The sequence below is a fragment of the Parapedobacter sp. genome (genome assembly GCF_053550995.1).
Map to the genome: position 1 here is coordinate 44,638 of NZ_JBMQOC010000039.1, position 26,925 is coordinate 71,562.

General features: G+C 52.9%; 34 protein-coding genes. 6 read left to right on the top strand and 28 right to left on the bottom strand.

Annotated elements, in window-relative coordinates; genetic code table 11:
- Positions 1 to 10 precede the first annotated feature (10 nt).
- From ACO1NT_RS05940 to ACO1NT_RS05960, 5 genes are all read right to left on the bottom strand, one after another.
- Positions 11 to 1,105 carry an NAD(P)-binding domain-containing protein gene (locus tag ACO1NT_RS05940; protein ID WP_449047505.1) on the bottom strand — a complete coding sequence of 365 codons (1,095 nt, stop codon included), beginning with the start codon at positions 1,103 to 1,105 and terminating at the stop codon, positions 11 to 13.
- Between the two features lie 63 nt (positions 1,106 to 1,168).
- Positions 1,169 to 2,017: a 4,5-DOPA-extradiol-dioxygenase gene (gene ygiD / locus ACO1NT_RS05945; RefSeq protein ID WP_449047506.1), complete on the bottom strand. Its 849-nt coding sequence runs from the start codon at positions 2,015 to 2,017 to the stop codon at positions 1,169 to 1,171.
- Positions 2,018 to 2,123: 106 nt separating this feature from the next.
- A complete protein-coding gene (locus tag ACO1NT_RS05950; RefSeq protein WP_449047507.1) occupies positions 2,124 to 2,696 on the bottom strand; it encodes a YceI family protein in 573 nt (190 codons plus the stop codon).
- A gap of 37 nt (positions 2,697 to 2,733) precedes the next feature.
- The gene (locus tag ACO1NT_RS05955) at positions 2,734 to 3,396 is read right to left on the bottom strand and encodes an NADPH-dependent F420 reductase (RefSeq protein ID WP_449047508.1); all 663 of its coding nucleotides are present in this window, start codon (positions 3,394 to 3,396) and stop codon (positions 2,734 to 2,736) included.
- Positions 3,397 to 3,505: 109 nt separating this feature from the next.
- Positions 3,506 to 4,078, bottom strand: coding sequence for a Crp/Fnr family transcriptional regulator (locus ACO1NT_RS05960; RefSeq protein WP_449047509.1), 573 nt, complete (start codon positions 4,076 to 4,078; stop codon positions 3,506 to 3,508).
- A gap of 122 nt (positions 4,079 to 4,200) precedes the next feature.
- Here ACO1NT_RS05960 and ACO1NT_RS05965 point away from each other — a divergent pair, with 122 nt between their 5' ends.
- Positions 4,201 to 4,488, top strand: a complete 288-nt coding sequence (locus ACO1NT_RS05965; RefSeq protein ID WP_449047510.1) for an MmcQ/YjbR family DNA-binding protein — start codon at positions 4,201 to 4,203, stop codon at positions 4,486 to 4,488.
- Positions 4,489 to 4,528: 40 nt separating this feature from the next.
- On the opposite strand, the gene ACO1NT_RS05970 is transcribed toward ACO1NT_RS05965, so the two are convergent.
- Positions 4,529 to 4,666, bottom strand: a complete 138-nt coding sequence (locus ACO1NT_RS05970) for a hypothetical protein (RefSeq protein WP_449047511.1) — start codon at positions 4,664 to 4,666, stop codon at positions 4,529 to 4,531.
- 90 nt (positions 4,667 to 4,756) lie between these two features.
- On the opposite strand from ACO1NT_RS05970, the gene ACO1NT_RS05975 reads away from it, so the two are divergent.
- From ACO1NT_RS05975 to ACO1NT_RS05990, 4 genes are all read left to right on the top strand, one after another.
- The gene (locus ACO1NT_RS05975; RefSeq protein ID WP_449047512.1) at positions 4,757 to 4,954 is read left to right on the top strand and encodes a quinol oxidase subunit 4; all 198 of its coding nucleotides are present in this window, start codon (positions 4,757 to 4,759) and stop codon (positions 4,952 to 4,954) included.
- A 57-nt stretch (positions 4,955 to 5,011) separates the two neighbouring features.
- Entirely contained in the window at positions 5,012 to 5,800 is a 789-nt protein-coding gene (locus tag ACO1NT_RS05980) for a DUF4382 domain-containing protein (RefSeq protein ID WP_449047513.1), read from the top strand.
- A gap of 142 nt (positions 5,801 to 5,942) precedes the next feature.
- A complete protein-coding gene (locus ACO1NT_RS05985) occupies positions 5,943 to 6,350 on the top strand; it encodes a hypothetical protein (RefSeq protein WP_449047514.1) in 408 nt (135 codons plus the stop codon).
- A gap of 165 nt (positions 6,351 to 6,515) precedes the next feature.
- Complete coding sequence (locus ACO1NT_RS05990; protein ID WP_449047515.1) at positions 6,516 to 6,869, top strand: glyoxalase superfamily protein; 354 nt, start codon at positions 6,516 to 6,518, stop codon at positions 6,867 to 6,869.
- A gap of 50 nt (positions 6,870 to 6,919) precedes the next feature.
- On the opposite strand, the gene ACO1NT_RS05995 is transcribed toward ACO1NT_RS05990, so the two are convergent.
- The 21 genes from ACO1NT_RS05995 to ACO1NT_RS06095 all read right to left on the bottom strand — a co-directional run bounded on the left by ACO1NT_RS05995 (position 6,920) and on the right by ACO1NT_RS06095 (position 25,676).
- Positions 6,920 to 7,837 (bottom strand): hypothetical protein, encoded by a 918-nt coding sequence (locus ACO1NT_RS05995; RefSeq protein WP_449047516.1) that lies wholly within the window; start codon positions 7,835 to 7,837, stop codon positions 6,920 to 6,922.
- A complete protein-coding gene (locus tag ACO1NT_RS06000) occupies positions 7,830 to 8,510 on the bottom strand; it encodes a hypothetical protein (protein WP_449047517.1) in 681 nt (226 codons plus the stop codon). The genes ACO1NT_RS05995 and ACO1NT_RS06000 overlap by 8 nt, the downstream gene beginning before the upstream one ends.
- A gap of 77 nt (positions 8,511 to 8,587) precedes the next feature.
- Positions 8,588 to 9,700 carry a helix-turn-helix domain-containing protein gene (locus ACO1NT_RS06005; protein WP_449047518.1) on the bottom strand — a complete coding sequence of 371 codons (1,113 nt, stop codon included), beginning with the start codon at positions 9,698 to 9,700 and terminating at the stop codon, positions 8,588 to 8,590.
- Positions 9,701 to 9,755: 55 nt separating this feature from the next.
- Entirely contained in the window at positions 9,756 to 10,361 is a 606-nt protein-coding gene (locus ACO1NT_RS06010) for a hypothetical protein (RefSeq protein ID WP_449047519.1), read from the bottom strand.
- 51 nt (positions 10,362 to 10,412) lie between these two features.
- Positions 10,413 to 11,624: a DUF4185 domain-containing protein gene (locus ACO1NT_RS06015; protein WP_449047520.1), complete on the bottom strand. Its 1,212-nt coding sequence runs from the start codon at positions 11,622 to 11,624 to the stop codon at positions 10,413 to 10,415.
- A 305-nt stretch (positions 11,625 to 11,929) separates the two neighbouring features.
- Complete coding sequence (locus ACO1NT_RS06020; RefSeq protein WP_449047521.1) at positions 11,930 to 13,108, bottom strand: MFS transporter; 1,179 nt, start codon at positions 13,106 to 13,108, stop codon at positions 11,930 to 11,932.
- A gap of 12 nt (positions 13,109 to 13,120) precedes the next feature.
- Positions 13,121 to 13,270: a hypothetical protein gene (locus ACO1NT_RS06025; protein WP_449047523.1), complete on the bottom strand. Its 150-nt coding sequence runs from the start codon at positions 13,268 to 13,270 to the stop codon at positions 13,121 to 13,123.
- 14 nt (positions 13,271 to 13,284) lie between these two features.
- Complete coding sequence (locus ACO1NT_RS06030; RefSeq protein ID WP_449047524.1) at positions 13,285 to 14,190, bottom strand: phosphodiester glycosidase family protein; 906 nt, start codon at positions 14,188 to 14,190, stop codon at positions 13,285 to 13,287.
- Positions 14,191 to 14,210: 20 nt separating this feature from the next.
- Entirely contained in the window at positions 14,211 to 15,491 is a 1,281-nt protein-coding gene (locus tag ACO1NT_RS06035; protein ID WP_449047525.1) for a RagB/SusD family nutrient uptake outer membrane protein, read from the bottom strand.
- An 18-nt stretch (positions 15,492 to 15,509) separates the two neighbouring features.
- Positions 15,510 to 16,319, bottom strand: coding sequence for a hypothetical protein (locus ACO1NT_RS06040; protein WP_449047526.1), 810 nt, complete (start codon positions 16,317 to 16,319; stop codon positions 15,510 to 15,512).
- 9 nt (positions 16,320 to 16,328) lie between these two features.
- Positions 16,329 to 18,806 (bottom strand): SusC/RagA family TonB-linked outer membrane protein, encoded by a 2,478-nt coding sequence (locus tag ACO1NT_RS06045; protein WP_449047527.1) that lies wholly within the window; start codon positions 18,804 to 18,806, stop codon positions 16,329 to 16,331.
- A gap of 246 nt (positions 18,807 to 19,052) precedes the next feature.
- Positions 19,053 to 20,204 (bottom strand): FecR family protein, encoded by a 1,152-nt coding sequence (locus ACO1NT_RS06050; protein WP_449047528.1) that lies wholly within the window; start codon positions 20,202 to 20,204, stop codon positions 19,053 to 19,055.
- A gap of 21 nt (positions 20,205 to 20,225) precedes the next feature.
- Positions 20,226 to 21,074, bottom strand: a complete 849-nt coding sequence (locus ACO1NT_RS06055; RefSeq protein WP_449047529.1) for a phosphodiester glycosidase family protein — start codon at positions 21,072 to 21,074, stop codon at positions 20,226 to 20,228.
- Between the two features lie 69 nt (positions 21,075 to 21,143).
- Entirely contained in the window at positions 21,144 to 21,728 is a 585-nt protein-coding gene (locus ACO1NT_RS06060) for an RNA polymerase sigma factor (protein WP_449047530.1), read from the bottom strand.
- Positions 21,729 to 21,819: 91 nt separating this feature from the next.
- Entirely contained in the window at positions 21,820 to 22,002 is a 183-nt protein-coding gene (locus tag ACO1NT_RS06065) for a KilA-N domain-containing protein (RefSeq protein WP_449047531.1), read from the bottom strand.
- A complete protein-coding gene (locus ACO1NT_RS06070) occupies positions 21,999 to 22,187 on the bottom strand; it encodes a hypothetical protein (protein WP_449047532.1) in 189 nt (62 codons plus the stop codon). Before ACO1NT_RS06070 ends, ACO1NT_RS06065 begins: the two co-directional genes overlap by 4 nt.
- 6 nt (positions 22,188 to 22,193) lie before the next feature.
- The gene (locus ACO1NT_RS06075) at positions 22,194 to 22,880 is read right to left on the bottom strand and encodes a porin family protein (protein ID WP_449047533.1); all 687 of its coding nucleotides are present in this window, start codon (positions 22,878 to 22,880) and stop codon (positions 22,194 to 22,196) included.
- A gap of 143 nt (positions 22,881 to 23,023) precedes the next feature.
- Positions 23,024 to 24,556, bottom strand: coding sequence for a redoxin family protein (locus tag ACO1NT_RS06080; RefSeq protein WP_449047534.1), 1,533 nt, complete (start codon positions 24,554 to 24,556; stop codon positions 23,024 to 23,026).
- Positions 24,557 to 24,596: 40 nt separating this feature from the next.
- A complete protein-coding gene (locus ACO1NT_RS06085; RefSeq protein WP_449047535.1) occupies positions 24,597 to 24,803 on the bottom strand; it encodes a hypothetical protein in 207 nt (68 codons plus the stop codon).
- Between the two features lie 150 nt (positions 24,804 to 24,953).
- Positions 24,954 to 25,436, bottom strand: a complete 483-nt coding sequence (locus ACO1NT_RS06090; protein WP_449047536.1) for a DUF4943 family protein — start codon at positions 25,434 to 25,436, stop codon at positions 24,954 to 24,956.
- A 12-nt stretch (positions 25,437 to 25,448) separates the two neighbouring features.
- Positions 25,449 to 25,676, bottom strand: coding sequence for a PLDc N-terminal domain-containing protein (locus tag ACO1NT_RS06095; RefSeq protein ID WP_449047537.1), 228 nt, complete (start codon positions 25,674 to 25,676; stop codon positions 25,449 to 25,451).
- Between the two features lie 377 nt (positions 25,677 to 26,053).
- Here ACO1NT_RS06095 and ACO1NT_RS06100 point away from each other — a divergent pair, with 377 nt between their 5' ends.
- A complete protein-coding gene (locus tag ACO1NT_RS06100) occupies positions 26,054 to 26,215 on the top strand; it encodes a hypothetical protein (RefSeq protein ID WP_449047538.1) in 162 nt (53 codons plus the stop codon).
- 126 nt (positions 26,216 to 26,341) lie between these two features.
- Here the strand turns inward: ACO1NT_RS06100 and ACO1NT_RS06105 are convergent, their stop codons facing one another.
- Positions 26,342 to 26,896, bottom strand: coding sequence for a dihydrofolate reductase family protein (locus ACO1NT_RS06105; protein ID WP_449047539.1), 555 nt, complete (start codon positions 26,894 to 26,896; stop codon positions 26,342 to 26,344).
- Positions 26,897 to 26,925: the final 29 nt, after the last annotated feature.

Below are 26,925 nucleotides of genomic sequence, written 5' to 3' on the forward strand. Positions count from 1 at the left end.
CTATGACGGGTCATTTACCCATGCCTAGGTAATCGGTAAGCTCCTGTGCCGCTGCCCGCCCTGCGCGGTTGGCGCCGATGGTGGATGCCGATGGGCCATAACCCACTAAATGTATGCGCGGGTCTTTGGCCACCAGGGTAGCCAGTCGGCCCGCCATAGTGATGCCCCCGGTCGCTTCGCGCAGCATCAGTGGCATGAGGTGGTCGAGCGAGCTGCGGAAACCCGTGCACCAGAGGATGACGTCTGCTTCTAGCGTACGGCCGTCAGGCCAGCGTACCCCCGAAGGTATGATCTCGCTGAACATCGGATGGCGGTTCAATACACCGCGCTTGCGCATGGCTTCAACCGTCGGTGTGACGGGCAGACCGGTTACCGATACCACCGATGCAGGCGGTAATCCCTGCCGCACGCGTTCTTCGACCATGGCTACGGCCGCGCGTCCCCGCTCGGGGGTAAAAGGGCCCGGCTCGAACACTGGCGGTCGGCGGGTTACCCACGTGGTTTCCGTTACTTGTGAGATTTCGTCAAGCAGTTGGACAGCCGAGATACCGCCGCCCACAATCAGCACATGCTTGCCTGCGAAATCAGCCGCCGTATGGTAATCCCGGGTATGCAGTTGGGTACCTTCGAATAGTGATGCGCCTGGATATTCAGGGATGTACGGTTTATCCCACGTACCGGTAGCATTGATGATTCCCTGGACCGAGAACATACCTTTGTCCGTTTCGATGCGCAGGTGCCCTTCGCGCTCGCATACCACGATTACCTTTACTGGGCGATAGACGAGGAGGCCGAATTTCCGCTCGTACACATCGAAATACTGAGGGACGGCACTATTGGCCGGTACCTCCTCAGCGCGTGTGTCTGTTACGGTTTCGGCGAAAGGAAGGCCCGGGAGGTCGTGTATGCGGTTTGCGGTGCTGAGCGTAAGCGAAGGCCATCGGTATTGCCAGGCGCCACCCGGTTGGGGCGACTGGTCCAGCACCACGAAATCATGTCCCGGGACCAGACCCAGTTGTTTGAGGTGGAAAGCTGAAGAAAGCCCCGCCTGTCCCGCCCCGATTACGGCAATGCCTGTTTTGTATACCAGTTGTGGACGTGCCATAACGCGTTAGTGCGCCGCAATATACGAAAATCCAGTAGCCTCAGTGCTCGTCTTCGCAAGCCGTCAGCCGATTTTGACAGACGTCATCGTCAGGGAGCCGCCTACCGGCTTATCGTTGAAGAACGATAGCTCATCATGCGTGCTTGCCAGTCCGAGTGTATAAAGCAGCGGGAGATAATGTTCCGGGGTAGGTATGGCCAGTTGGGCTTCGCGCCCTAGCTGCTGGTAATTGATCAGGCGCCGATGGTCGCGATCGGCAATCAACTGCTTGAATGTTTCGTTCATCTGCAACGCCCAGTCAAAACCATAGTCGTGGTCGAGTTTGTCCCACGCCACCATGCGGAGGTTGTGCACCATATTGCCGCTACCGATTACGAGCACGCCCTTGTGGCGCAGCTCGTGGAGCTCACGGGCCAGATCGTAATGATGTTGCGGACCTTTGCTATAATCCATGCTCAGTTGCAACACCGGTACGCGGGCGTCGGGATACATGTGGCGTACAACTGTCCAGGCACCATGGTCGAGCCCCCATTCATGATCCAGCCCAACTGGCACGGACTGTATCATCTTGGCGGTTTCGGCAGCCAGCTTGGGATTGCCGGGAGCCGGATATTGTACGTCATACAGCTCCTTGGGGAAGCCCCCGAAGTCGTGGATGGTTTTTGGATTATCCATCGCGGTAATGAAGGTTCCCTTGGTTTCCCAATGTGCAGACACGACCAGCACGGCCTTGGGCTGGGGAAGCTGTTTCGCCATATCCACCCAGCCTTGGCTATACGTGTTGTCCAATATCCCATTCATGGGCGAGCCATGGCCGATGAATAGCACGGGCATCTTGGTCGTGGCGGGAAGACTATCTTTAAGGCCTCTGAGGCTATTCAGCCCCATTGCAGCCCCTACTGGTACTGCCATAATTTTCAGAAACTTCTTTATTACAATAAATAAACTAGAAGGCGGACACGGCCCCGTGTCGTACACGAGGCCAGCAATCCGCCAGCAAAGGTTGTTGTGTCGCTGTTTACTGCTTCACGAATTCGCCATCGGCCTTGATGCGCACGATGTCGCTGATCATCGGGTCGGGGAATCCAGCGCCTACGTTAAAGTCGGAACGCTTGATTTCGCCGGTGAGTTGGAAGCCTACGGTTTCCTTGCCCGTCTTTTCGTCTACCAGTTTACCGCGGTACCGCAGGTCCATCGTTACCGATTTGGTAACACCGTGGATGGTCAGGTCGCCCGTGAGCTTATACTTGTTTTTGCCCTTCTTTTTGATGGCCGTGCTCTTATAGGTGATGGCTGGGTATTTCTCGGCATCAAAGAAATCCGCGCTTTTCAAGTGGTTGTTGCGGGCTTCCACGCGGGTATCGATTGAGGCCACCTGAGCCGTCAATTCGAATACCGCGTCGCTGAAGTCGTCTTTGGTCGCATTGACCTTAACATCAAAGTCGTTGAATGTGCCCGAAACATCGCTGAGCCCGACATGCGACACGGTGAATTGCAGTTGTGAGTGTGCCTTGTCATTTGTCCAGAGTGTCACTGCCGCAAAAACCGTAGATGCGATAAGCAGTGCAATTGCTAATAATCCTTTTTTCATGATGATCATTTGTTTTCGTTATAAAATAATTGAGTAATTAATTGTGCAAGATTTTCCAGCCCGCATGCCAGTTATACCCGTTCTTCACGGTAAGCTGGATCAGCAGCAGTTGCATGTGTTCCAGTGTATGGCTTGTCGCTAGATTGCCGGCCACCACCGGGTGGAGTCCCATGCTCTCCACGAGCCCGGCCACAGTTTGCACGGCCAGCTCGTCGTCGCCGGCTACAAATGCATCCGCTTGTTTATCGCCGATGACCGGTTCGGCAAAGTTAGCCGCATAGGTCGTGTTAAACGCTTTGACCACTTGTGCGTCGGGCAGGAGCTTCTGCAGTTCTTGGGCCGCGCTGGAGTCGGCCGGCGTAACCATGCTGTCAAATGTGTCATTCATCGGGTTGGCGATGCTGACCACGATTTTCTGGGTTACATAGGGCTTTATCTCCTCTGCTACGGCCGCTTCTGCTGCATAGGGCACCGCTAAGATAACGATGTCGGCCTCCCAGCTGGCATCTTTGGGACAGCCGACCATCTCCACGTCGGCATCGTTGTTCTGTGTGTGGATGTCGTTGTATAATGTGTTGAGTTTTGTTTCGTCGCGGCCGAGAAGCATCAACCTGTTCCGCCCTTTGGCTAGGGATTTGGCAATCGCAGAACCCATATTACCGGTGCTTCCGATGATGGCGATGGTCAATTTCGTTTTCATATTTATCCCTCCTTTGTTAGGGTACAAAGGTACAGTAGTTAAAAGACCACCCCAATGATATATGATAAGTAAAGTCATTGATATATGTCAAGGACTTTCCGTTTTAAGGTTATAACGCTTGCTTACGTATGCGACTGAGGGTTTCGGGTGTGACGCCGAGGTATGACGCGATGAGGTGTTGCGGTACGCGCAGTAAGAAGTGGCCATGTCGTTGCATGAAGCGTTTGTATCGCTGCTCTGCCGTGAGGCCGAGGGTTTCTTCCATACGGCGTTGCAGGGCCACGTAAGCATTTTGGTACAGAATCCGCAGGTACGATTCTACGGCCGGCACTTCCGCCATCAGCGGTTCCAGGCGATCCGACTTGAGGAGAAGTAGTTCGCTATCTTCCAGCGCTTCGATAGCCAGTTTGGAAGGCTCTTGGGTGAAGAAGCTGTACAGGTCGGCCATCCACCACGATTCGAACGCAAACTGCACCACGTTGATGGAACCTTTGTCGGTGGTAGCGTAGGAGAAAAGCGCACCTTTTGATACGAACGCCATTCGGGTACATACATCGCCGGCCTCCAGCAGGAATTGCTTCCGGCGGAGTTTCTTCGGCACGAAATGACGCATTACCCGTTGAAGCTCGTCGTCGGAGAGCGTTATCTGTTGCCTGAAGTTCTTTTCCAGTTCGCTAAACATGGCATTTGGTCATTATCGCTGGCAAGCCACCACCCGGTTTTACAAACATAGTAAACCGGGATGGTAAAACGTGTAGATGTTTCTATCTTTACCACATGATAGATGGCTCAACGTTTATAACTATGGCCCTTTCCTTTGAAGGGACGGAGCAGCGCCCGCATTTCGAGCGCATCGGTTTCCGTGTCATAGGTAAGCGGATGTTTGCCACTTATCTCGCCAAGGACAATACCGCCAATATCTTCCTTACGGTATCTGAGCAGGTATTATTCTGTGCCCTTGACCCTGCGAATATCCGCCCCGTACCCAATAAGTGGGGTGAAAAGGGCGCCACTACGTTCCACCTTGACCACGTGGCACGCGAGATTGTGATGGAAGCCCTACTGTCGGCATACAGCGATGTACGTCGGTAGCTTCGGTAAAAGCAGATGCAATGGCCTGAAATTATGGCTATTATTGTTGCCAATTATAAACAATGGCGAGGTCATTGCCGAACACACCGTATTCACGTTCCAAGCCACTACGGATGGCACCGATAGCGTAGTGTGAAGCCCCATCTGGTCGGTTGCCGATGTCTCTAAAACTATACACTGCCCTTTTTTCTAAATTGCTGTAAACTAGCTGGTTTTCGTTTAGGCTAGACTTTTGTTTATAGGTAAGTGTAACTAACATGTTATTGTTATGAAATCGCTAATCGCATTATTAGTCACCGCTGTCATTTTCCTCGGATCTTGCACTATGCACCGTACGGCGGGCCGCAGCGGCAAAGTACCCCCGGGGCAGGCGAAGAAAATCAGTGGAAAGAAATCTGCACGGGACCATGCGCCCGGCCAGCGGAAAAAGCACCTCAGGTACGATTACCTGATACATATTAAATGAACCGAGATCTAAATAGGATTATCTGAAAAACGAGTAAATAATTGAAAACAAATTAAAATGAAAAAACAAGTTGTACTCCCGTTATTGACCTTAACCGCTGTATTGGGCCTATTGTTTTTTTCGGGCTGCGAAAAGAACCCCAGCAACTCGGGTGAGACGGCGGAAGTCAGCTTGCGCTTGACCGATGCACCCGCTGCATTTGACGGATTGCTCTTGGACGTACAGGGCATCGAATTCCACACCGATGAGGCCGGATGGGTATCGGTGGATCCGATCGTACCGGGTGTATACGACATCCTCGACTACCGCAATGGCGCCGATACGCTGTTAGCTCGGACTACCCTCCCTGTGGGCAGGCTGTCGCAAGTGCGTTTTTTGCTTGGCGATGACAATGCCATCGTAATTGATGGTGTCGAGCATCCATTGGAGGTGCCGTCCGGCGAGTCCAGCGGCCTTAAATTCAATGTGCATCAAGAGTTGGCCCCCAACGGATCGTATGAATTCTGGACCGATTTGGATGCCGCGCGGTCCATCGTGCAGACCGGCAACGGTGACTATAAGCTGAAGCCCGTTATCCGTGTGTTTACACAGCTTACCAACGGTAGGATCAAGGGCATGGTACAACCGATGGATGCCAATCCCATCGTGTATGCCATCAATGAAACGGACACGGTGAGTGCCATCCCCGAGGCAGATGGATTCTTTTTGCTCCAAGGGCTTTCCGAGGGTAGTTATACCTTGCGCATAGAACCCGATGAGGCATCGGGCCTGGCGGTTTATGAACAAACCGTACCGGTAGCGTTCGGCGTCGTCTCTGATGTGGAGACCATTAATCTCGAACAATAGCCCTTTGTTATAAAGGCATTAGAAAACAAGGAAAGTCCGGGGTCATATCCCCCGGACTTTCCTTGTTTTAGGATATTGCCTCCGCCGGTGTAGCGAAACGCCGTTGGTTTACGTCTACGTTGTAGAAATAACCAATAAAGCTATGTTGCCTCACGTAATAAAACGTTATCTATTCGCATTCGCTGTCGGTTTCGCGGTACTCACCGCATGCAGCAAGGAAGATTTGAAGATCGATCCGGACAATCCACTGCTCGGCACTTGGGTGCAGACGGGTTATGACGAGGATGTAGTCATATATACCCGGGTGTCGCGATTGAAAGATGACGGACCGGGGATGGTTATCCAAGCGGGCGGTCATGTCGTGTTACGCGCGATTGCCGGTTGGTGTGCTACACCACCGGTAAGCTATACCAACTACGAGGGCCGGTGGAGCCAATCGGGGGTTATTTTGAAGACCATGGTGCACTACCAATGGATGCCTGAGGCATCGGTACGAGAACAAGAGATTGTATCGGTGGATGGAAAACGGCTGGCATTGGCTTACCGATGAGCCGTCCTTCAATGCACTGCTCCTGCTACCGTACGTTATCCGGCAACTGTCAAATGCGTTTGTCTGAGGGTCTGGGCGCATTCACATTCACGACGCGCAAAAAAGAAATACCGGCTTAGCTAGCGTTAATTCCGTAGTTTTGTACGTTGATAAATACCAAGACGTATGGCAGTGCGACGAATCGTGGTAAACACCGCAACGGAAAATACGGAGGCCGCACGGCATTTTTACGGTGAAATCCTAGGGTTGGAACCGTTAATGGATTTAACCTGGATTTGTACATATGGCAATGATAGCACGATGCGGGTACAGATCAGTTTCGCCACAGAGGGCGGTTCCGGTACACCTGTGCCCGATATTTCCATTGAGGTGGATGACGTTGACGAAACACACCGGAAAATGCAGGAGGCAGGGTTCTCGGTAGTCTATGGCATTGTGGATGAGCCGTGGGGTGTCCGGCGGTTTTACGTGAAAGACCCTTTCGGTAAAACCGTGAACATCCTTTCGCATCTGTCGTGACAAAAAGGAAGCAGCCTACCTAACACGAGCAGGCTGCGGCGCCCCATGGGTTAAGGCGCATCCAACCAATGAATGATATTCAGCAAAAACTGCTTGTTTTGTGCCGCATCGGGGTGGTTCATTCCGCGCTTACGGCTTTTTATGCCCTGCAGCTGAGCGGTAAACGGTGCGCCGTCCGCAAAAAGGCATACCCGCCCACGCCCGCACGGCAAGATGGCCCCGTTAACTAAGCCCGTGCCCCTGATTTTCGGTACGGTGGCGGCGACCGGGCTGTTCATCTCCGCTGCCTGGGTAGGGAGAAACACCTCATAGTCATCTCCTAATGACGAAATAATCACCGCCCGCGGGGGCGGAAAGAAGCCCGTGCCACCCCAAACGCGTATGCTGTCTATCACAGCGCCCTCGGCATCCGTCACGGCATTGGTGGTGAGGTTGCCCCGTCTACGCGAAAAAATTTCCGGCATGCCATCTTTCCGCTGTGCGAAGCCGTTGATGAGGTTAAATCCAAAGCGTGCTGCCAACTTATTTACCGAACCGGCACACGGCATGTGGTCGGTTATGAGGAACAGCGAACCGCCGTGCTGGTGCACCCACGCATATAGGGTTTCGATTTCCTCGTCCGTGTAGACATTTCCCGTGGGCAAGTCCAGATTCTCCGGGTCGTGCATCGCATTCACGGTTACAAAAATACGGGCATCGGCGAGGGCCTCGGCCGTGAGCTGTCCGTGATGCGTTGCCAGCCGATAGCCGTCGGCCTCCAACACGCGGCCAAAGGCTGCGTATTGCCCCCTGAGGCTAAGCGGGTTGTTATGCCCCCCATCGTATAAGACGAGGGGGCCTTTTTTTTCGCCATAGCGGGTCTGGGCGATGGCATAATCGAAAGCGGGATCGGCTACACTTTGCGCGGCAACGTAGGCCGGCCAAAGCAGCACCCAAAAGAGCGCTGTCCCGAATCTGCTGTTAATCATAGGCTACCCTTTCCCATTGGTCTGACTCGAAACAGATGAGTTTCTTGGCCACACCATCTTCCACCATAAACGTTAGGGGAAAGGTCAGTTCCTCATTGAGGAACACCGTGGGCGAGAAAGCCTCGAAGAGAATGGTTTGGTTATCCCATTGTTGTGTTAAGGCCAACTTGCCATCCCGTACCGTGATCTGTAGCTCCATGTTAGGGTCTTTTTCCAACCGATACTTTCCCACCAGCGGCTTCAGTTGTTCCGCATTCAGTGCTACATACTGGGCGGGGTTGTAGGTAACCTTTTCAAGGGTGATACGACCAAGGATTTTGGCCTTATCGATTTTTCCGGCATTACTTTCGATAAATTCAATCTTATACGCCTCATCCTGTGATTGGAATGTAAGCGGACCCGTAGGACGCAGCGGATATACGCGGCCATCCCATACCTGTTGCGCAACGAATTGCCCATCCCGTTCGAAGAAACGGATGTGTGCCGCCCGGTTGGGGAATCGGTAATATCCCGAAAGGGCATCCCACGCCACGCTGTCGGTAGCATTGATGGTGGTCTGTACGGCCGCGGAGGCATGTTCCGTGCCAGCCGCTTGATAGGTCAACGCCGATAAACCAAAGGTTAGGAGTGTCCCGGCGCTTAGCGCCATGCCTTTTGCTGTTCTTGCTTTCATCTTATTTTCGTTTTTGATGAGGCAATAGTCAGCATTGGAGTCGAACAAGCTGTTCGGCTGGATACAAGTGGACGTGTTTAGTTCTCCGGACTGGAAAGATAAGCCTTGGGTGTCATACCCGTTACCTTTTTAAATGCAGCGTAGAACGTGGTCCTGGAATTGAATCCTGCATATATCGCAATACCGGCCATATCCTTGTTGCGGAAATCCGGATGGACCAGCAGCCGTTTCGCTTCATCTATCCGGAGTTCATTGATGTATTGGTAAAAATTCTTACCGAAACCTTGGTTGAGCACGAAAGATAATTCGTGGGTACTTATGCCTACCTTTTCGGCTAGCGATGGCAAATTGAGCATCGGATCGAGGAAAAGCTCTTTATCCATCACGAGCTGGTGCACCTTGCTTTGCAGAAGTTGCACCTGTTCGTTGGTCAGGCGGGCGTATGGTGTAGCTGGCGTGGTTATCGCCTCCATGACTTCAACCAGTCGATTGTTGTCGACCGAATAGATAACCTTTTGGTCCAGCGCATGGTAAGCCATGAATACCGTTAGTGCGAAGTATCCAGCGGGAACCATCATCGCAATGGGCGGATAGTTTTTGCCGAGCAGCCAAAGGGCGGTCATGGCCAGTACGGCAAATAAAATGAACATTATCCATGCCAAGTCAATCTGTTCCACCGCCGCGGAAAATCGCTTGATTTGACGGTGGTGGCGCCGTAAGAGGAAGAACGATAGCACCCAGTATAAGAGGGCCTGCCCGAGGAACAGGTGCCGGATGACCCACACCGCGCTTGCCGGAAGATGAAAGGGGACTTGACTGTCCGCATACCTGTTCGGGAACATAACGCATGCAGCGTATAGGCAAAATAGGAAAAAGGGAATGAAATGCCACACAGCTGTCCGTGATGGGCCTGTCGGGTTTACAAAATAAACCAAAGCGAGAAAGAAGCAGGGGAAGGTAGCCCACCGGGGGAGTTCCAAAAAAGGAACGAGCCAGCCGAGCGGGTTCCGGTCCGTCGGTGCGGCCGCCTCAATGGCCTGTTGCGCAAATAAAGTAGCGAGACAGAAAAAGAACAACCCCAGCCACCGGTTCGCCCGCCGGTTCACGCGGGGGATATTGGTGAGCAGCAGGAATGCCTGTAATGCTGTTGCACCGGTAGTTAATGCATGCCAAAGAAACGATGATTCCACGGCCTAAAAGTACGAAAAGTGCAGGGATACAGCTGTCCGTTTGGATACATCCGTACTAGCGCCTTTCCAACTGCTGGTCTATCGAACGGAAATCGTCTGAATAGTAATTGGTTGGTATTATGGTGGAAGCATTGCCTCTAATGCGGATTTCCTTTGATTTCCGGATGTTTTCTTCCGATCGGGTGAGGACCTTCACGACGTTCACATCCTGGCGCCCATCCGCATCACTTAAGCGGTTCACTTCAATCTTCAGGATGTATTTTTCATCCACCATCAGTTGGTCGTAGTTGCCACTGATCAGTTGGTTGTCTAACATGAAAACCGTGGGTCCGTGCTGGAGGGAAGTGTATTTCTTCTTGAGGGCGGTAAGGGAAATGAACGCAGGTGTATATCCATCCTTTAACGCGATCCGTACCACGCCGCTGTACCTATGCCCACCGACAATGGTGTCGTTTTTTGAAACGTCCACGCTATGGATCATGTCGGGGGCCATGGATGCGACTGCGGTATTCGGCACAGGGTGCCCGTTTACCGTTATCAGCGCATTTCGGCTGTGCGGTTCCGTTTGGTATACCACGCTTATGGATAATGAATCTTTGGTTTGGGCAAAGCAGTTGCACGAAAGCAGCATGCTGGCCCACAAGAAGGTCAGTAGTTTCATGGCGTTTTTTGTAATTGGTTGTACCAAGGTAGTAATAAATCTTCTTTTGCTTTACAAAAACTTCACGCGGATGAACCGCGGCCGGTAAAGGTTCGGCGTTTTCTGGATGTCCGATAGGAAATCGAAAGAATTCACATTGTAGCTGATGAGCAGTTCACCTTTTTCTGACAGGTTGAAATGCGCCTTCGCGTTATACACGAATAAGCCCTTCTGTCCCACTTCGGGGCAATCCCATAATTCCTTGATGGGGCCGAACGGCCCTGCCGGTGAAAGGCCGATGCGCAACCCCACTGTCGTGCCGATTCCGTCGATTTGGAAAACAAGCGCATACCGGCCGTCTGGCAGCGGCGTTATGCTGAGCTCGTTCGATGCGCGGTCGGCTATTGGTGCCGCTTGATATATGTCGGTATTCCACCCGGCTCCATCCCAAAAATGCCATGCGGCAAATTGCTCGAACTCCTTGGGCCTTACCCGGGCTACCAGCACATGCTTCTTCGGCCCACGCACACCGTACACGTACACATAACCGTCCGGCGCTGGAGTACCCGCATCCGCGGTGTTTACCAATATGCCTGCCCCGAACGATCCGTTGTTGCGGCTGTCCACCGAATCGCGGATGAAGAACGGCGTATCCATCTGCCGATGGTTCTTAAAAGGCGGCTGGCTCCCGGCCGGAATGGCAATCAGTGTATTTCCCACCTCTTCAAAGGGGAACACAGCGGCGGCGGTATGCCTGATCCGGTAACCAAAAACATACGTCGTATTGCTCAATTCCCGGTTCACGAATCCGTCGCCCAGCCAATAATACTCGCCGGGTTGGGCTTGGGGTGTTTCCGGCACGAATACCGATGCGGGCTTCCCTGCGCTGTCGCTGTCCCAAAAGAACCGGATACGGTTTCCATCGGGCGCCGTCCCGTCCAGTATGGCCACCGAATTATTGATCATCACCGAGCCGGGCTGCAATTCACCATCTTCAATCTCGCCGATCATGGTATCGCTGAATACCAGCAACGTTTGGCTGCCCTGGGTAGACTGCGGCGTATCCACGCCGTGGAGCGGTATCGAAAAAATGCCGTCGGCACCAAACCAGCCCGACGTACGGTCAAACAGCCGTGTCCATTCCGGGGCTTCTTCCACCGTATAGCTGAGGTTTACGGTGTCGGTGGCCAGCGTGGCATCCCGTTGTGCGGCGGTACGGTGGCCACAAGCCGTGCCTAAGAAAAGGATGGCGGCGGTGAGCAGGGGGAAGGGCGGTCTGTGCATGGTTTTTCTTGTTATTGTATAGCAAATATGCGGCATTTCGGCGATAAAACAAATGCAGAACGCGATCCACTGGCGTTCCGGGCGAGTTTTAATTGAATTGCAGCCGATTTTTCTTGATCCTGTGGTTTTCCGTTTTGGGGGGAGATGGCCTCAAGGAAAAAAAGTAAAAAAGATTTGGAAGTGTGTAATAAGTACACTATCTTTGTGTCATCATAATTTAGGTTTATAATTGGTTAGTAAAGGTCTCCATTCTCCCCGTTTGGAGACCTTTCGTTTTCAGTCTATCCGCCTTCGATTTTCCCTTTTCAACCCGTTTCCATACGCTGCTTGTAACCCCGTAGGTAAAGCCAGGCAAAAGCGGCCACGACCATCGTACCGAAGAAGATGTATGGGATGCGGCCGATGTGGTCGTAGTATGCCCATCCGGCTATCAGCGCGCCCAACCCGATTCCAGCTTCTAGGGCAATATACATGGTTGCCATGGCTTTCCCCCGTTGATGGGGGTTGCTCAGGTCTATGGTCCATGCGTTTACGGCGGGCGAGAGGATGCCCCCGCCGATTCCGTATACCGCTGCCCCGACAACCAGCCAAAAAGGGCTTTCACCCCATGCCAGGATGCCCATCGACAGGATAAGAATCGCCAATCCATATTCGATGATGACCACGCGGCCATGCCGGTCGGAGAGCCGGCCCGAGAAGAACCGGATGGCCACCGACGATATCGTGAAAGCCACAAAAAACACGCCCCGGTTGGATATGCCCAGGTGCGTTGTCCAGTCCGGTATCAGTGTCAGGATAGCGCCATAGGCAACGTAGGAAAGCAGGGTAACGATGGCGGCCGGGATTACCCGGGGGTCGATGATGTCGGTGCGCGCAATGCGGAATGACGACGCCCGCAGCCGCTGCCGCTGCGGTGGCGGGAGGGTCTCCTTCATGTTCATCAAGATCACGATGGAGAGCAGTGCGAATACCGAGGAGCAATAAAAAAGCGCGTTGATGGAGTAAGCCTGGCTGATGGCGCTTCCCACCGCCGGCCCTATGGCCATTCCCAGACTGAAACACAGCCCGTGCATGCCCGCCGCTTCGCCCCAGCGCTCGCGCGGGATGATGTCGGCCACGTATGCGGCCGTTGCCGTGGGCTTAAAGCCCGTGGAGAACCCGTGGATGAGGCGCAGGAACAAGAATCCTGACACGCTGGATAGCACCGGATAGAGGAACCCACACACAAAGCATACCATCGAACCCACCGCCATTACCGGCACGCGGCCCACCGTATCGGTCAGCTTGCCGCTGAATGGCCGTGAGATCCCTGCAGTGAGTGTAAACAGTGCGATGATGAGTCCCTTGTATTCACCGCCGCCCAAGCTGCTGAGGTAGGCGGGCAGTTCGGGTATCAGCATATTGAAGCTGGCGGAAAAAAGCAGCGAACTCAGACAGAGCAGGATGAACGGCAAACGATAGATCGAAGGGGGTGTGTGCTCCATGGTGGCGCAAAGCTAACCAAATTTGCCGTGTCTGCCCCACATCTCGGCATGGATTGCGCTCACCCCGCCGGGCCATGACCTTCCCTGTTGCCTTTCCTCCGTGGTGTCGTCGGTCAATAAGATGGCCCAACGAGCCGGAACCTTCGGCAATCGTTGGGCCATGCATGGGTTGTTCGTTATTCCGCGATAATCGCCCACCCATTGGCGACCGCACGCGGCGCCCCATCTGAGGTGCGGTTGCGTACCTTGTAGGCCGAATCTGCCGGGTCGTTGACAAGGAACGTAGACGAGCCACCCCCATCGAGGTTGATGGACTCGGTTACGCCCAGGGCATGCATCAATTGCCCCAGATCGGTAAAGCTGATGCCATAGGAGTAATCGTATTTGCGGCCATCCACTACCATAAAATACACGTGGTTATCGGAGGTATACCCCACTGCCGTGCGGGGTTCGATGGTGTTATCGGTATGGATAACGGTCTCTCCATTTTTTACCAGCGTCTGGTGGCCACCCAGCGCATGGTAGATGTTGGCTTTCTCCCGTTCGTAGTCCACATCGTCGCCGATCATAAGCTCCCCCGACCGGCTAACGCCGAAGAATGTCCAGCCTACGGGCATAGTCGTCCGGATGGGCGCGCCCGATTTGTAGACGATACCACGTGGTTCGCCGGTGGTCCCGTTGAAAAAGTCGGCATTGCTTGCGAAAAGCACCCGGCCCTCCGATTCCGCATAGCCGATCATTTCCGGGATGGTCTGCCGTGCATACGCATCCTCGCCGTTCGGCGTCAGGGGGTGCAGCTTCACTTTCGGCTGGTCCATATCGGCCTCCAGGATGAAGATGCGGAGGCTATGCCCGTTGATGTCCATCAAATGCACATGCGTTTCCGAAACACCGGTCGACAGCTCGATCGTCGTGTCGCGGTAAACGCGATGTACCAGCCCACTGTTTTCCTGCAGGCGGACGGTCAGTTCGCTGCGCGTATGATCTAAAATCTGTATGGGTTTCTGCTCGTTTTTCTCACATCCGGCGAAGAGCAGGGAGGCGAGAGCGGCGACAAGAAAACATTGATTAATTTTTTTCATTGCTTGCACGGTTAATTTACTTAATAATCATCGTTTTGTGTAAGGTTTGGATTTACCTCCCGCTCGTAATCCGGTATGGGGAATAAGGTTCGGTACGGCTCGATGCCGAGTTCCTCCACCGCCTTGCCGGTGCGCACCAGGTCATACCAACGGAACCCTTCGGCAAGCAGCTCCCGCCGACGTTCGAGAGCCACCGCCTCTTGGTAGGCCGTCTCGGTGGTGGGATAGATAGCCGGAAGGTCCCGCGCTTCCCGAAGCTCGTTCAGGCGCGGAAGCCCTTCCAGTCCTTTCGCCTCGGCAGCTATTAAATACATTTCCGCCAGGCGGATGACAGGGAAGGGGTCCGTTCCGGTCTGCCCGCTCGGGTATTTATTGATGACATTGAGGGCACTCACGGTGGCTATGCTGATATCTTTCCGGTTGTCCCCCTCATCGAACAGCGTCATCACCGCATCGGTAGGCTTATATACATACGAGCCACTTACATCGTGCGCATACGTATAAAAGAGCGTACTGAGGGTAATGCTGGATTCTTCCGTCAGGTTTTTGAAGCTGAAAATTTCTTCCCGGTTCTGCTGGTGCCGGAAAATCTTATCGAACCGGTCCAGCGAAAACATCGGCAGCGCGATGACCGCCTCGGCTGCCTGAGCGGCCGCTTCCATCTTGTTCTGACCGATGAGGATGCGCGCCAGGAGCGCTTGTGCAGCCTGCTGCGACACGTAGTAATAGTCGCCTTCATAGGTGGGAGCTTTTTCAAGCGCGACGGCTAGGTCGGCTTCGATCTGCTGCCACACCTGGGCGGCGGGATCGCGTGATACCCGTTCGGTGGTGTTTTCCAGGATAAGCGGAACGTCGCCCCAGCGCGTCACCAGGTTGTAGTAAATATAGGCTCTAAAAAAGTGGGCTACACCTTCCATGCGCTCGCGTTTCTCCGATGCCGGTTGGTCGGCCATGATGCTCAGTACATTGTTCACCTGGTACAGCGCCCGGTATAGGCCGCTCCAGTTGTTGTTGACCAGGTTGTAGTCGGTCCGCATGATGTTGCGGATGAACGCCAGTTCGCTACCGCCGGAAGCCCCGATCAGGTTTCCACCGACTAGATCGAACATGATGTAGGACTCCCGTCCCTGGTTGTTCTGCACGGCGTTGTACATACCATGCAGCAAAGCATCCATATCGCGTTCACTTACCGATTCCGGGGCAACGGATGTATGCGGATAAAAATCCAGTTCCGTGCAGGAAGCCAGGAATCCCAACATCAGCACAGCCAAGACGTTGGTTATTGTTTTTTTATTGTACATTGTCTCTTTAGCTTTTTGTTAAAAACCAATATTTACCCCTACGTTGAAGCTCCGCAATTGCGGAAGAATCAGATTGTCCTGACCAATAAACTGCGGGTCGAAGTTGTTGGTCACCTCGGGATCGTACCCCCGGTAGTTGGTCCACAAGTGGAGATTATCTCCCTGCAGGTAAACCCGTAGCCGTTTCATGCCCCATTTTGCAGCCATTGCCGTGGGCAGTGTGTACCCCACGTTCAACGAGCGCAGCCGTATATACGACCCGTCCTCCAGGAACCGTGAGGAGTTTTGGTGGTTCCAGGAGGTTCCATAGATGGCCCGGGGTGTGGTGTTGCTGGTCCCCGGCCCGGTCCACCGTTCGTTGGCCACCCGTTGGGTCATGTTCATGAAATTGCTTCCCAAGCGGTCGGTATTGGTGCGGTAGCTCGCATAAATTTCGTTGCCATACGAATAGGTGAAAAAGACGGCCAGGTCGAAGTTCTTATAGGAAAAGCTGTTGTTCCAGCCGCCGAAGAAATCCGGGTTGGCTGTCCCGACGATCTGGCGGTCCGACACGTTGATGGCCCCATTGCCGTCCAGGTCTTCGTAGCTGACATCCCCAGCGCGCACACCGTTTTTGTAAAGCGATTCGGGCACTTCATCGTCCGATTGGTAGATGCCCGTTTGCTTATACATATAAAAGCTGCCTACCTCCTGACCCACCTGAAGGGTCATATTGGCTCCAATTAACAGCGCCTCATTGCCGATGAGGGAGGTGAGCCTGTTCTTGATAAAGGAAATATTAAAATCAGACGACCACCGTACCGGCCCCAATGGCACGTTTGCATTCACCAAGAACTCTCAGCCCTTGTTTTCCATCGAGCCTATGTTGCTGATGATCGACGTAAAGCCGGACGTTGCCGGCTCGGGCTTGCTGTATAGCAAATTGTCCGTTTTTTTGATGAAATAGTCGGCGGTAACGTTCAGCTTGCCGTTCAGGAAGCTAAGGTCCAGCCCAGCGCCGTACTGCCGTGCCGTTTCCCACGTCAGGTCGTGGTTGCCATTCGTGCTCACGCCGATGCCGCTTTTGTTGTCGTAGTTGCGTCCGCCACTCATCTGCGCGTGGTACGCATAACTGCTGATACCATCTTGGTTTCCCGTTTCACCATAGCTTGCGCGGACTTTAGCGGTGGTACCGCTCATCTGCCAGAACGGTTCGTTGGAGATGTTCCAGCCGGCCGATACAGAAGGGAACGACCCCCACCGGTTGTCGGGATGGAACTTGGACGAGCCGTCGGCACGCAGCGACAAGCTCAGCAGGTATTTATTGTCCCAAGCAAAGTTCGCGCGTCCGAAGACCGACATCAGGGCACTTTCCGTCACGGTCGTTCCCGCCGCAAGGATGGAGGCGGCCACGGAGAGCTGCTGGAACGAAGGGGAGGGGAATCCGCTGCCCTCGATGTCGGACGTAGAAAGGTTGATTTTCTGGTACGAATAGCCCAGCAGTCCGTCCACGTCCAGCTTATCGAACGATTTGTTGTAGTTCAGCGTATTCTCCCACAGCACATTCGGCGTAAACCGGCGGTTGTCATACTTCACACCGATGCCCGTGCCGTAGGGGTGGTTTTCGGCATAGTAAATGTTATCCAACGTATAGGTCAGATCGGTGCCCACCATGGTTTTGAATACCAGTCCCTCGGTAATCATCGCACGTCCGAAGAAGGATCCCAAGAACCGGTAGTTATCGAGCGAGATATCCTGCTCATTGATGATCTGGAACGGGTTGTGGTAAATCAGCTCGTCCGTACCACCCAGGTAATAATCGCCATTGGGTTTGAACGGACGGTCGAACGGCCGTTGCAGGAGCGAGCGCCCCATCATGGTGGTGCCGAGGTTCGACCCGGGTACGCGCTTGTTATTTGAATAGCTGTAGGTGGTGTTCGCACCGAATTCCAGCCACTTATACAGCTTGTGGGTCAGGTTCAATTTACCCGTGTAGCGGGTAAATTCCTGGTCGATAAAGGCGCCTTCCTGGTTGAGGTAGTTCCCCGAGAGGTACACGCTCGTCTTATCGGTACCCCCGCTGAAAGACAGGGAGACATTTGTGGTATTGGCCGGCCGCGTAATCAGATCGAACCAGTCCGTTCCCGGCTCGCCGGGGAAAGGATTTTCCTTGTGTTCCATGTAGTTGGACATCCCGGGGCCGTAGTCGTACTGCGAGTTGAAATTGTCGATGGCCTCATTGATCACCGCGAGGTAGAGATCCGGATCGGCCATTTCCATCTTGTCGGTGTTCGGCACTACGGACACGCCCGTGAACGCATCGATACCGAATTTTGTCTGGTTGGCCTTGCCCGATTTGGTGGTGATCAGCACCACTCCGTTAGTGGCGCGGCTACCGTAAATAGCCGACGATGCCGCATCTTTGAGCACTTCCACCGATTCGATGTCGTTTGGGTTCAGCAGGGATAAGGGGTTCATGTTTTCACCTAAGTTCAATAGCGCAGCATTCTGGTTCACCAGCGGAATGCCATCGATGACATACAGCGGTTCATTGGTTGCGCTCAGCGAGCCGATTCCGCGGATGGACACCCGGCTGGCCGTACCGGGGCTGCCCGAACCGCCGCTTACCTGAACGCCCGCCATGCGGCCCTGGATCAGCTGGTCGGGCCCTAAAACCGGACGCGCATTTTCCTCCGTGGGCCGGAACGAGGCCACCGAGGCCGTCAGGTCTTCCTTCTTTTGGCGGCCATAGCCGATGACCACGACCTCTTCGAGGTCAGAAAAATCCATTTTCAGGACGACCTGCAGGTCCGTTTGTCCATCCAGCGTCACTTCCTGGCGCTGATAGCCCACCAGCGTAAAGACCAGGGCCTCGCCGCTCGAGGCAGCGATCTGGAAGTTTCCCGCAGCGTTGGTCGTCGCCCCCCGTGTGGTCCCTTTCACCATCACGGTTACCCCCTGCAGTGGATTTCCGAGCGAGTCGGTAATGCGGCCTGTCGCCTGTCGGGGCTGCTGGGCGGGGGTGGGCAGGCGGTGCTTGCTTTCGTGTTTGAAGAGAATGTTCCGTTCAACGATTTTATAGGAGATGGGCAAGCCCTCCAGGCAAGCTTCCAGCACCTCTTCCACTGGCGCGTTCTGTACCGCCAGGCTGACTTTCTTGTCCGTAAAACTCCGGTCGTCGTAGAGGAACACGTAGCCCGTCTGCTCGGCTACCTGTTCGAATACGTCAGACAGCGCCGTGTTCTTCACTTGGAGCGACACGCGCTGCGCATAGGTCGAACCGCTCACCTGAATGAACAACGCGAGCAGTAAACCGACGATCAATTGAAATCTCATAATGAATCTGAGTTTTGCAAATTTTTGTGGAGGCGACCAATTTGATGATTTGGTCGATGCATGACATGCTAATTTCATTACTTTTGTAATGTTTGGGTTCGTAATTTTTGATTAATACCAGTTACTCGAATCTTCGGCCTGAACGTATACGTCTTCTGACCGGCATCAGAAGGCGTTTTTTATTTTGCGGGCCGTGTTTGCCTATTTGTTATGTCATTATTTTATTTTTTAGGGTAAACATTGTGTTTATTTTTTTCGAACGATAATCTGTTTAATGCCCTGCTGGTTCACGATGCGGCAATCCAGGTCGTAGAAGGCCAGGATATCCAGCACATTCGAGGCGTTGGTGTTGCGGTACACCTCACCGGATAGCTCAATCTGGGGTTTTTCCCCTTCAAACACCACGTCCACGTCGTACCATCGCGAGAGCTCCCGCATCACGGTCGCTACATCCGAATGGTTGAAATTGAATTTGCCGTCTTTCCAGGCCACGGCCTGCGCCACGTCCACCTTCCTTACGGTCAGCTGGTCACCCTCCGCCCACAGTGCCTGTTCGCCTGGTGCCAGCACTACTGCCCGTTGGTCGTTGCTGCCGTTCACCTTCACTTCCCCTTCCACCAGTGTCGTTCGTACCAGCGGCTCGTCGGGATAGCTGTTCACGTTAAAATGGGTGCCCAAGACTTCCACCACCTGTCCGCGCGAGGTTACCCGGAAGGGACGGTCGGAATCGCGGGCCACCTCGAAATACGCTTCCCCATCCAGCTGTACCAGCCGTTCCCGCGCCGTGCCGCTGATGGCGTAGGTAAGGGTCGATGCCGCATTCAGCCATACGTGCGTACCGTCGGGCAGCACTAGGTGGTACTGTCCGCCGCGCGGCGTCTGCAAACGGTTAAATACCGGCGCATCGTGTTCCGCTGCCCGGGCTTCCGGTTGGTACACCAGTTCGCCGTCGGCATGTTTGTAGATGGCATGTTGGCCCTCTTGGGCCACGGTGCCGTCGGGTCGGTCGTCCAGTACGATTTCCGTCCCATCGGCCAGCTGCAGGATGGCCCGGTTCCCTCCGGGCGCCAGGTCGTCCGGCAAGGACGTGGTCACCGCGGCAGCTCCGGTATCCGGCCGTTCCGATTGGAAAACATAGACATAAACGCCGACGGCCATCACCGCTACGACGGTGGCTGCCGCCGCGTAACGATGCCAGGAAGCGAGGCGTCGCATCCGTTCGCGGGGTAGCCGCTCCCGTACGTCGGCTAGGTCGCTTTCCATTGCTTCCATAGAAGGCAGCTTCCCCTGTAGGTCCAGTTGGCGGTACCACTGTTCCACCTGAAGGCGCTCATCCGGTGTGCAGGTACCCGAAAGGTACTTGCGTAGGAGCTGCTCCATCTTCTTGTGTGCGTCCATACGTATCCCCGTTATGTGAAGTTAATCCTTCAGGTAAATGATGTTCGCTACCTCACGTAGTCCCTCGTGGTCAAATCGCTTATTATCTGAAGGGTAGTTTACCACGTTGTTTTCCGTCGCGCCTTTCACAAACAGCGTGCTGCTGCCCCCGCCATCCAGGTTCATCGCATCTTTGGCACCCAGCCAGTGCAGTACACGGGCCAGTTCATGCAGGTTCATCCCCTCGGCCATCCGGTTCCGGCCGTCTACCACCATCAAGAGTAGTTTCTTGTCGGAAGTCACCGCGATGGCGCTCCGCGGGTGGCGGTTGGCGTTGAATGGGTTAGCGGCCAGCTCCGCGGTGTCGTCCTGATGGATGAGGAGCGGACCGGAGAGCAGCACATTGGGCGCTTTGTGGTGTTCGTAATCGATGGCCGAAGCCGGGTGGATTTCGACCCCCCTGCGGTCGATCAACAAGACGGCATTGGCGCGGGCCGTTGCATTCCTGGTGCGGTTGACCACCCGATTGGCCACTTTGGTGTAATCCCACGCACCGCCGTTTTTCATATCAAAGAACCCTCCGTTTATGGCAACGAGCGCATTGTTTTCCTCGGCGAACTGAGCGGCCGTCTTGAGTTGCACGGAATCGGCGGCCAAGAAGAGCCGTTTCCGGTGTTTCCGGAGGTCAATCTCTACAAAGTTGATTTCCTGCTGGCTATCGAAGAGGTCGTCAAAATGGCCCTGCTTCCATATGATGCCTTTCTTAATGGGCGTAACGGTCCATTCCTTCTGCACCACGGCAATGGAATCAAGGGATTGAGCCCACACACCGGGTAGAAAGAAGAAGAACGTGGCCAAAAAGAGGGCCGTTTTGTAATTATGTTTTTTCACTTACCTTGTTTTTGTCTACTGGTATAGTGCCCAAACCGCCCCCTAGGGCGTAAGCGAAAGTGAAAAAAATCAGAAAAAAAGGAAAAAGGCGAGGGACAGCAAGGTGCCGAGCTTCTGGCGCAGCACTTTCAGGGCGTTGTTTACATGTTTCTTGACCGTCATTTCCGACAACCCGAGCTCATCGGCAATCTCTTTGTGCGAGCGGTAGTGCTGGCGGCTCATCCGGAATACCTCCTGCATCTTCGGTGGAAGCTGTACGATTTCCTCTTCGATCAATTGGCCGAGTTCGTTCTCGCGGACGCGGTGGTCGGCATGTACAGGATCGGGGAGGTCTCCTGCTGCAACTGCCTCTGCATAGCCCGCTGCTGCCTTTTTTTGCGCGATCAGTTTGATGGTCCGGTATCGAAGGGTTGCATATAGGTATCCGCCCAGCGAGCTCTCGGGCGATAAGGCATGCCGGTTGTGCCAAAGGGCGGAAAATACATCCTGCAGCAGGTCTTTCACGTCATCGCGGTTGCCCACCCTTCGGCATGCATGGAAGTAGAGCCGGGGCGAATAGCGCTCATAGACTTCCAGGTAGGCCCGATGGTCATCATCCAAGATGAAGCCTATCAATTCGCTATCACTGCATGTTTTGTAAGCGATCGCCGCCATGAACCGGTTAAATTATGTGGCTCAAAGCTACCACATGTCTCCATACTAACAGTTAGCACAATATTACTAAAAGTTTAATTATTTTGGTGACTTATAGCCGTACTTTTCTGCGCCGGAGACGTTCGCACCGGGTGCCGCCATCTTCCGACAGCCTATTCGTCCCTGCCCTAGCATTTCCAATCGATATCCATGCAGTAAATTCGAAAGCTATATCTTTATGCGCAAATGTACCGCCATAATGGCCGGATTTTGACCGTATACCGATGGCCTTCAAATCCCCAGCAGCCTGTCCACCTGTGCCATCGTTTCCTTCACGACAACGGTTTGCTCATAGTGGTTCGGCGATACGAATACGATCACCGTGGTTTCGCCTTCAGCGTAGTAATAAGCCACATTGTCAAAATTCACCCGAACGGGTTCGTCATTTTTCGGCTTTGTCAGGCGTAAGATCTGTGCCATGTCTTTTTATTTTAAATCGTTCTTATTGCGGTGTGCCGATGCCATTGCATCCGGGTTAAACAGCGGGCTTATGGCATAGCTTAGCCCGAAAGAGAAGAACCGGTTTTTATCGTAGCCCATCTCCTTCTTGGCCACATTGGTCAGCCCTTCGCTGTAGCGGGCAAAAAACCCAATCCCCACGCTAGGTACCTGATATCCGACCTCAGCCGTTGCGCCGATATCCAGCACGCGCAGATATTGCAGGATGTTGGCTCCGCCGTCTACCGACTCGGGTGTATATATGGGGAATCCAACCAGGGGCCCAACCGCTATTTTCAATCCCTCTATGGCTTCGTATTGCAAGAAAAGGGGTATGCCCAAGTAATCCACCTTGCCGCTGCGCACCGAGCGCCAGTATCCACCACCATCGGCCTCACCGCTGCTTTCTATCCTGTGGAATTGCTGTGAATACAGCAATTCGGGCTGAATATACCATTTGTTGGCTATTTCGAAGCTTCCGTAAATCCCCCCTATAAACCGCGCAACCGTTCGCGGGCCAGCGGTGGTTGTGCGGCCACTGAACGAGTCGTACATTTCATACGTTTTGTTGACGTTCAGGTTGGTGCCAGCCTTTAAGCCGAACTCCTGTTGGGCAAAAGCGCAAGGCAAACTGCAGATTACGCCGAGCACGGCCACACATAGCTGTCGTTTCATATCCTATATGGTTTGCCCAAAGATACCACTCATCCGTTTATTCCCAAAGCACCCGCAGCAGCGCCTTTTTTGACCGCCAAATAAAAAACAGGATGTTCGTTAATCTATTCATTCCCTGCATGATTGAACAAATCATGATGGTTTCATAATGCAGACTCGATCTGTTCTATTAACTTAGCCCTATTCATCGGGTAACCAGCTTGCGACAACTCGTAAGTTCCATCGGCCTTAATGATGATGTAGGTCGGATAACCGCTGCCGCCCGTCTTTTCCATAATATCTTCAGTGAGTTTCTGGCTAGCGAGTATATGCATACCTTCTAAACCATAGTACGCAATGAGTTGCTTCCATTTTTCCGGTTGTTGGATATCGTAATTGGCCACGTAGAGAAAATCCACGCCCTTGTCCTTGAAATAGGCCTTGAGAGCCTCGCCGTTCCGTTCAATCTCCTCTCGGCAGGGGCCGCACCACGTGCCCCACATATCGAGCAATAACGTTTTCCCTTTGACATGCGCGAGTACTTGTTCGAAGGTTTCCAGCGAACCGTTTTCATCGATAAATACCATCCGGTCATTCAGTGTCCGTGCGTTTTTTTCACGTATTTCTGCAATGGAAGGCCCAAGCAACGGCAGGTAGGTACTCGCCGGGTAAGCGGATTCAAAATTTTCATAAATGGCTACCAAATTGTCTTCGTTGCTACCCAGAGCATCGTTGATGAGATGGGCATACGCGAAAGCGGCTACCTCGCCAGAGAGATACCTATTGATTATTTTTTCCGTTAGTAGGTTTTCGGGGTCGTCGTTAAAGCGCTCAAGGGCCAGCATTTGATCCCCGCCATACCAGTCTCGTGCTAATTCTTCGAAGTTCTCCTGTCTCAGCGTCCACAAGGTTTCCTTTTTGCGCAGTAAGAAGTCGCGGATAAAATCCGTGTAATTAGGAGCGATCAGCGCCTCAGCGTTATCGATGTTGTTTTCGGCGATCAGCCGATCAGTAACTTCGTTCCACTGTTTTATCAAATCTTTTCCACTTGGTTTATTGCGCAATGCGTACTTATGGTTTCCGGCGAACCGGTGGAACTCTTTCAGCACAAAGTATCGCTGGTTAGTACGCTGGGCATCAATAAATGCTTCCGTAGGGTTGTTCTGCCGTATGTAGCTTTCCAACGTCAAGCTATCTTTACGGGATTGCGATCTTAAATCTTGCAATATCCGATCGGGTAGGGTATCCGTTTCGTAGACCTCGGTGTTGAACCATGTCGTTGTTTCGAAAAATTGATTGTTTTGGGCACCCTTGCCGGTAACGACTACTGGACCGTTTTTGGTTTCCGAAAGCGTGATGTCCAGCCGGTCGCCGGGAGAAATAAAAAGGTTGTGATTCTGTAGGTTTGCCGCTCGTATACGCATGAATACAGGTTCGTCAAGGTCAAGTGTTACGCTGCCATGGCCTTCGTTGAGTGGAACTTGTATGGTCCAAAACCAATCGGTCTTTTCGTGCACGTAAGCCTCCGTCAAATTCGGGCAGTACAAGGTTACCACTTTTACTTCTGTGCTCGCCGACCGGAAGGAAATGGTAACCTGGCCTCGTAACGTCTCTTCGATGGGGTGGCCCGGCGCCGCTTTGCAGAAGCCGAAGACGACCAAACAAATGGGGAGCACTTTTATGGAAAGAATCTTCATGAGTTGCTCTTTTTTACCTGTGTACCGAAGCAAAGTTGTGTCATAGCGTGCTGGCCGGGTCATCTCCAGACTTACTGCTTCTGTCCTCTAAATTGTCGATCAATTTAGCCAATAATGCGTTTTGTTCCCGACGTACGGTTAGGCTCTTGTCAACCCACCGATCTACTATGTGGTAAAGTACGTAGACAAATGCTGCGATAATGCCTACGTAAAGTAGGATGGGGATAAGAATGAAAAATGTGCTCATAATTTAATTGGTTTACAGTCTGTTATCAATTGTTTGCCGTGGTAACTTCTGTTACTTCTATCTTTCCTTTTAACTCCTTGGAAAGCTGTCGTTTTACCAATACTTTCCCTGCCCGTATCATTCTCACGGTTTTAAATCTGCCGCTATTTTTTATAATCCTTTCGGTACTGCCGTTCCAAGCCACATCAACCCTGTTCCTTCCATTGGGTCTGTTTTCTGGAGCGAACTTGCACCTTTACCTTTATTTTCTGCCCACCATTGCTGATAAAGTGGTAGCACCTCATCAAGCGTCACTTTCCGCTCCGGTTCATTAATGTCATACACATGCACCCCACGCAATGGTTCACTTTCGGGGCGGCGGATTGCCTCTACAGCGTATAGCATTACTAAACCCACCTCTTTCTCGCCTGGATAGTACGAACTATACGGCGGCCAAGGGAAGCGGCCTACTAGCTGCTCGTCGCCGGCATGCGCGAACAGTGCATCGATGTGGCGGATGTTGAAATCGGGTAATTCTTCATAATAATACCTGTCGGCTTTCACTTCCTGCACGAATTTTTCCACGAGATCGACTTCATTTTTTTCACAGGCACCCACTACTACCGCCAATAAGATTATGTAAATGAATTTCATGCGTGTATTTGTTTATGCCGCGGCCTCCCCGTTACCTTTCCTACCTATTGCCAAATAGATAAGGCTACCGATAAACGGAGCTATGAGTATGATGATAAGCCAAAGCAATTTGCTATTGCCTTGCAGCCGGTTGTTCCTAATGCAGTCGATGAGGCAGTATATGTACAGTGCCGCCCCGAGCAAAACTGAGCCTAGTAAAATTAATTCATGGGTTCCTAGATTCAAGAAAAGTAATTCCATAAGGTTCGTTTTTTACTGGTTTTATTTTTACTGCCGCAGACCGTCTGTTTTTGACGTCACAATTTGCGATGGCAAAGATATATCTTATTTGCCCGGTAGCACCGACCCTGTGCCCTAAGAAAACGGTCATGTTTGCTTTAGGTATGGAGCGGTTGCCTGCCTTCGGTTAATAAATAGTCATGCTAAAGGTAGGCGGACAATCCCACTTTTGCAAATTTTAGCGGTATTTTCTCGTTGGTGCGGGTGTCGGTTTATGAATGAATATTTCTTAAACCATTAATAACCAATGACGAAATGAAGCAAAAAATAAACTTTGGGGATTGTTTTAACCAAATTTTCTTATCTTTAAATGCCCAACGACAAGATATAGCAGCCTATTGGCTGTATTAACGACCATGTGTTTGTATGCCGTGAAGCAGGTCTCCGCCCAACAGGCGGAGCCTGCTGCAACGGCAGTTGTGGATAGAAACGGCTTTTTTGGCTACTTCCGGAAAATCGGTACAGCACGATGGGATCGGAAGGACTTGAAGGATAACTAATCTTTAAACGCTTCGCTCTTGAGTCCTTTCTCTGATATGCCGATGTTGCTGGCGGATGATTCCGTCCATTTGTATAGGGGCCAACCTGAAGAACTCACCGACACTTTTGAAAAGATCAAAATTAATTCAAATGACGGGTTCGCCGTAAGGAGATACGATGTGATACCGCAACGACATCAAGCCTGTTTCATACGTTTTGCTCTCGAGAAGCGTAAGCGGGGTGCGGCGATCTTGCTGGCGGAACAGGGGCGTGCCGCTACCCAACAGGATGGGGTGTACCGATAGCCACAGCTCATCCACCAGGCCCTCTGCCATCATCGCATCGGTAAGCGAGGCACCGCCATACAGCCAGATGTCTTTGCCGGGTTGTGCCTTGATGTTCCGGGCCTCGGCCATCGCGTTGTCCGATAGCAGCACCGCTTTCCCCTTCACATCGTTCAGCGTGCGCGAAAACACATATTCCCTAACCGGGGGCATGCCCGGCACCAACTGGCCGTCGTTCGCCCCGGCATATGCCTGGGCAATGGCATAGCTTTTCCGCCCGATGAAGACCGCATCGATGCGGGCGTAAAATGCATTCAACCCATAGTCCTGGTCGGTGAAACACCAGTCATATTCGCCGTTGGGGCCCTCGATATAACCATCCAAGCTGACGGCCAGCCCAAGAATTACTTTTCGCATGTAGCTTCAAATTCGTACTACACAAAGGT

Bases quoted from the DNA above. Each gene is read 5' to 3' on its own strand.
- ACO1NT_RS05940 (WP_449047505.1), bottom strand. From the start codon at position 1,105: ATGGCACGTCCACAACTGGTATACAAAACAGGCATTGCCGTAATCGGG.
- ygiD (WP_449047506.1), bottom strand. From the start codon at position 2,017: ATGGCAGTACCAGTAGGGGCTGCAATGGGGCTGAATAGCCTCAGAGGC.
- ACO1NT_RS05950 (WP_449047507.1), bottom strand. From the start codon at position 2,696: ATGAAAAAAGGATTATTAGCAATTGCACTGCTTATCGCATCTACGGTT.
- ACO1NT_RS05955 (WP_449047508.1), bottom strand. From the start codon at position 3,396: ATGAAAACGAAATTGACCATCGCCATCATCGGAAGCACCGGTAATATG.
- ACO1NT_RS05960 (WP_449047509.1), bottom strand. From the start codon at position 4,078: ATGTTTAGCGAACTGGAAAAGAACTTCAGGCAACAGATAACGCTCTCC.
- ACO1NT_RS05965 (WP_449047510.1), top strand. From the start codon at position 4,201: ATGGCCCTTTCCTTTGAAGGGACGGAGCAGCGCCCGCATTTCGAGCGC.
- ACO1NT_RS05975 (WP_449047512.1), top strand. From the start codon at position 4,757: ATGAAATCGCTAATCGCATTATTAGTCACCGCTGTCATTTTCCTCGGA.
- ACO1NT_RS05980 (WP_449047513.1), top strand. From the start codon at position 5,012: ATGAAAAAACAAGTTGTACTCCCGTTATTGACCTTAACCGCTGTATTG.
- ACO1NT_RS05985 (WP_449047514.1), top strand. From the start codon at position 5,943: ATGTTGCCTCACGTAATAAAACGTTATCTATTCGCATTCGCTGTCGGT.
- ACO1NT_RS05990 (WP_449047515.1), top strand. From the start codon at position 6,516: ATGGCAGTGCGACGAATCGTGGTAAACACCGCAACGGAAAATACGGAG.
- ACO1NT_RS05995 (WP_449047516.1), bottom strand. From the start codon at position 7,837: ATGATTAACAGCAGATTCGGGACAGCGCTCTTTTGGGTGCTGCTTTGG.
- ACO1NT_RS06000 (WP_449047517.1), bottom strand. From the start codon at position 8,510: ATGAAAGCAAGAACAGCAAAAGGCATGGCGCTAAGCGCCGGGACACTC.
- ACO1NT_RS06010 (WP_449047519.1), bottom strand. From the start codon at position 10,361: ATGAAACTACTGACCTTCTTGTGGGCCAGCATGCTGCTTTCGTGCAAC.
- ACO1NT_RS06015 (WP_449047520.1), bottom strand. From the start codon at position 11,624: ATGCACAGACCGCCCTTCCCCCTGCTCACCGCCGCCATCCTTTTCTTA.
- ACO1NT_RS06020 (WP_449047521.1), bottom strand. From the start codon at position 13,108: ATGGAGCACACACCCCCTTCGATCTATCGTTTGCCGTTCATCCTGCTC.
- ACO1NT_RS06025 (WP_449047523.1), bottom strand. From the start codon at position 13,270: ATGGCCCAACGATTGCCGAAGGTTCCGGCTCGTTGGGCCATCTTATTG.
- ACO1NT_RS06030 (WP_449047524.1), bottom strand. From the start codon at position 14,190: ATGAAAAAAATTAATCAATGTTTTCTTGTCGCCGCTCTCGCCTCCCTG.
- ACO1NT_RS06035 (WP_449047525.1), bottom strand. From the start codon at position 15,491: ATGTACAATAAAAAAACAATAACCAACGTCTTGGCTGTGCTGATGTTG.
- ACO1NT_RS06045 (WP_449047527.1), bottom strand. From the start codon at position 18,806: ATGAGATTTCAATTGATCGTCGGTTTACTGCTCGCGTTGTTCATTCAG.
- ACO1NT_RS06050 (WP_449047528.1), bottom strand. From the start codon at position 20,204: ATGGACGCACACAAGAAGATGGAGCAGCTCCTACGCAAGTACCTTTCG.
- ACO1NT_RS06060 (WP_449047530.1), bottom strand. From the start codon at position 21,728: ATGGCGGCGATCGCTTACAAAACATGCAGTGATAGCGAATTGATAGGC.
- ACO1NT_RS06070 (WP_449047532.1), bottom strand. From the start codon at position 22,187: ATGGCACAGATCTTACGCCTGACAAAGCCGAAAAATGACGAACCCGTT.
- ACO1NT_RS06075 (WP_449047533.1), bottom strand. From the start codon at position 22,880: ATGAAACGACAGCTATGTGTGGCCGTGCTCGGCGTAATCTGCAGTTTG.
- ACO1NT_RS06080 (WP_449047534.1), bottom strand. From the start codon at position 24,556: ATGAAGATTCTTTCCATAAAAGTGCTCCCCATTTGTTTGGTCGTCTTC.
- ACO1NT_RS06085 (WP_449047535.1), bottom strand. From the start codon at position 24,803: ATGAGCACATTTTTCATTCTTATCCCCATCCTACTTTACGTAGGCATT.
- ACO1NT_RS06090 (WP_449047536.1), bottom strand. From the start codon at position 25,436: ATGAAATTCATTTACATAATCTTATTGGCGGTAGTAGTGGGTGCCTGT.
- ACO1NT_RS06095 (WP_449047537.1), bottom strand. From the start codon at position 25,676: ATGGAATTACTTTTCTTGAATCTAGGAACCCATGAATTAATTTTACTA.
- ACO1NT_RS06105 (WP_449047539.1), bottom strand. From the start codon at position 26,896: ATGCGAAAAGTAATTCTTGGGCTGGCCGTCAGCTTGGATGGTTATATC.